At 65.0% G+C, this 3,429-nt stretch carries 3 protein-coding genes and 1 tRNA gene; 1 reads left to right on the top strand and 3 read right to left on the bottom strand.

The features are described from left to right. Positions 1-372, bottom strand: a 372-nt coding sequence (locus tag ACZ53N_RS36820) for a helix-turn-helix domain-containing protein (RefSeq protein ID WP_469145063.1), incomplete at its 3' end; no start/stop codon positions are given. A gap of 318 nt (positions 373-690) precedes the next feature. Here ACZ53N_RS36820 and ACZ53N_RS36825 point away from each other — a divergent pair. Then, a tRNA-Leu gene (locus tag ACZ53N_RS36825) sits at positions 691-772 on the top strand. A 492-nt stretch (positions 773-1,264) separates the two neighbouring features. On the opposite strand, the gene ACZ53N_RS36830 is transcribed toward ACZ53N_RS36825, so the two are convergent. Together ACZ53N_RS36830 and ACZ53N_RS36835 are read right to left on the bottom strand one after the other, a co-directional pair. Then, positions 1,265-1,777, bottom strand: a complete 513-nt coding sequence (locus tag ACZ53N_RS36830; RefSeq protein WP_469145064.1) for an IS110 family transposase — start codon at positions 1,775-1,777, stop codon at positions 1,265-1,267. Between the two features lie 106 nt (positions 1,778-1,883). Then, positions 1,884-2,936, bottom strand: a complete 1,053-nt coding sequence (locus tag ACZ53N_RS36835) for an IS110 family RNA-guided transposase (RefSeq protein WP_469145065.1) — start codon at positions 2,934-2,936, stop codon at positions 1,884-1,886. Between the last annotated feature and the right edge of the window lie 493 nt (positions 2,937-3,429).

The following is a 3,429-nucleotide window of genomic DNA, read 5'->3' on the forward strand; positions in this document are numbered from 1 at the left end:
CACCCCGCGCGGCGTGTACCGGTGCCCGAACAGCCGGTGGATCAGCTCGGCGACCCTCGCCAGGGTCCACCGCTGGTCCTCGCTCCAGCCGTGTGCGGCCGGCCCTGCCTCCAGCTCGGTCTGCAACCGCTCCGCCTGGACATCGCCGAGCCGGCACGGAAAGCCGCCGACTCCCCCGGAGGCCAGGGCCGCTGTGCCGCCCTCCCGCCAGGAGGCGTGCCACGCGTACGCCGACTTCCGCGACACCCGTAACCTGCGGGCCACCTCCGGCGGCCGCACCCCGCCCTCGAACATCTCCGCGGCCTCGAAACGCACTGCCTCACGTTTCGCCCGCCCCACGGCGGTCAGACCGCCGCCAAACGCATACCTCATGACGAGGACGTAGCACCGCCAACGCCCGCTGTCACCCCACCCTTTCAACCTCAGCTTCACCGACTTCGGGCACCTCGTCCATGCCGTCAGAACAGGCCTCCAAGCCATCTAGCGGCAGCAAAGCCTCATAGACAGCTGTCTCACCGAGACCGGACTTATCCTCACGACAACCCACCGGAAAGGTCAGCTAATGCAGCCCACCTACTCGATCAACAGGGCTTCAAATTAGCCCTGTCCATCGGCGACGTCGTACTTCTCCAGTAGCGCGAGCGGATAAGGTTTCCTCATCTTCATAAACAGCACGTTACAATCGGTGCGGGGAGTGTGGCGGAACTGGCAGACGCGCCGGATTCAAGTCCCGGTGTCTTACGGCGTGAGGGTTCGAATCCCTCCACTCCCATCCCGCAGCGATCCCGGTCGCGATAGGTATCATCCGACGGTTTACGTCGAAATTCCTTACCTAAAGGACCTGGACCTTTCAGTCGCCGTGCTAAACGATGTCCTGTAAACCCTGGTCGGACATCCCGTGCTGTTTGCTGTCAAGCGGGATGGGATCGGTGTGGTGTGGCCAGCGGTCGCTTCGTCGTAGCGGGTGGGGCCGTCTCCGGACTCGGTGAGCACCCGGGCGCCGGTGATCTCCGCGATGCCGGGCATCGAGCGGTGGATTGCCGCGTCCGGGTGCTCAAGAAAATGGCCCTTTACCTGTCTCAAGCTCGGCTGTCTGCTCGTTCAGTCTGACCAGCAGGCGTGCGTGGGCTGTTGGGGCGGCCGCGTAGGCGGCGGCTCCGGGCAGGCGAGGTGTTCTTCCCGCAGCGCGGTCTGGATCGTGGCTGCTTTCTGGCTCCGGTTGTGCCGCTTGATGAGGAGTTCCAGAGCGGCGTGCTGGTCAGCGTCAAGCCGACGGGGAAGTGCTCGTGCAGGGTGTTGCGCAGTCGCTGGAAGGTGCGGGTGCGCTCCCGGATGGGGTCTGGTGGGCGTGGGTCACAACCTTGACAGCCTGGGCCTGTTCGCTGTCGCCAGCTGCCGGCTGCAGCTGGACCCGGTCGATACGGGCCATGTCTGCCAGAGCATGGGCATCGCCCTTGTCGCTCTTGGCTCCGGAGGTGCCATACCGTTCCTTGAAGCGGTTGACCTGCCTCGGGTTGATCGCGAATACCTGGTAGCCGGAGGCGACCAGGGCCTGCACCCACAACCCGCGGTCGGTCTCGATCCCAGCCACCACCTCGGCGGGGTCCACATCCGCGTCACAGTGCTTCGCGATGAGCGCGTGCAGTTTCGCGATGCCTTCCACCCCTTCGGGCAGGGTCGCGCCGGCCGACGTACGGTCCGTCTGGTCCTGGACCTCGACATCGTGGTGGTCTTCGGCCGAGGAGAACGACCGCGTGACCAGGCTCGCAGAACACATTGACGGCGTCCTTGATCTTCGAGCAATACGTGCCCCGGTCGACAGGATTCGGACCTGTCAGGGCCCCGAGGCTGCTATATCAAGTCAAGCGGCTTGAGGGAGATCTTCAGCGGTGATCTGACGTGCGGGCTGATCTCCTCGTTCGAGGAGCTTGAAGAGCTGCCGACAAATTGCACGCTTGAGACAGCGCTGTGTGTCTCTCGCGGTCTTCCCCTCGCTGATCCGCCGGGCGACGTAGGCCCGGGTGGTCGGGTCGAGGCGGATCCGGATCAGGGTGATCGTGTGAAGTGCCCGATTGAGCTGCCGGTCTGCGGTTGATCCTGTGCCGGTTGGTCAACCCTGACGAGGCTGGAATCGGAGCGACGCCCGCGAAGGCCGCAAACGCTGCCTCGGACCGGAAGCGGCCGGTGTGCGACCAGCTGATCAGGATCTGAGCAGCACTGATCGGCCCGACGCCTTGTAACGCCAGCAGTTCGGGGGCGATCGTACGGACGAGTGCGAGAAGCTCCGCTTCGAGCTCCTTCGCCTCAGAGCGCAGGGCTTCGATCCGCTGAGCGGCGCTTCGCAGGGCGCGAACGGTCATGCGGTGCTCGATGTCCTGGGTCGGCCGGTCCCGCAGCTTCGCGCAGTGAGCAACCTGGTCCTTGCTCTTCATACCTCGGAGTTCGACGCGGAGCTCGTCGGGCGCCGAGATGATCAGAGCCTTGAGCAGGTTGATCGCAGCCGTGCAGGCCAGGACGGCGCTCTGACGGGTGGCAAGTAGGACACGAAGTGCCTCGCGCTCACCACGCCGTCGTGGGTGGATGAGATGTTCGGTCGCCAGGGCCTCCCTGGCCGCGCGAACAGCATCAAGCATGTTGGTCTTGCGCCCGCCTCGGACCGCGGGACGCTTGGGCCGGCACACCTCGACGACGCTTTCACCAGCCGCGTCCAGGAAGGAGGCAAGCCCGGCGCCATAGGAGCCAGTACCCTCCAGCGCCCAGCAGCGCCGGCCCGGAATGTGTTGGCGGGCGAAGTCCAGAAGCTGCTGATATCCCCGGGCGTTGGCGGGTGAGTCGATACTGGCGAGGACGGCGCCGATGGGGCTGACGGCCGCTGCGGCAAGGGTGTCCCGGTGCGTGTCGACGCCGATGACGCCGTCGACCTGTTCTGCGAGCATGGTCACGCGGTTGTTCTCCTTCAAGGGCTGGACGACCGTGGTCGGCGTCGGCCTGGGTGGAGTCACCGCGTGGCAGAACTGTGATGAGTCACGTCGAAATGGCGGACAAGCTGCTGATCAAGCCAACGGGGTGGGCCAGGCCGACGCCGACGTCCGGCAGACATCTCGGGGGCACGGCAAGCTCTGACGAGCCGCCAGTTACCGTTTCGGGTCATGCCGGAACGTCAACGCCAGCCTGGCAGCAACCCATCCCGGGCCGCAGGTCGACTATCACAGTTACCGTTTTCGTGGCCTCGCAATGAGGCTCCCAGCCTTCGGCCCCGGCATGACTTGAGCCCTCAGTCGAGATGATCGAAAAGGTGGTGTTGCCGGTGTCGAAGGCATTGGTAGACCGCTGATTAGCCTCGCGCTTTCATGATGCGTGCTGTCCGGCAGGTGATCAGGCAAGCAGAAAGTGCCCCTGACCAGCGAGAATGAGGATTGCTGAGGTCCT

It is taken from the genome of Streptomyces sp. NPDC033229, assembly GCF_055576875.1.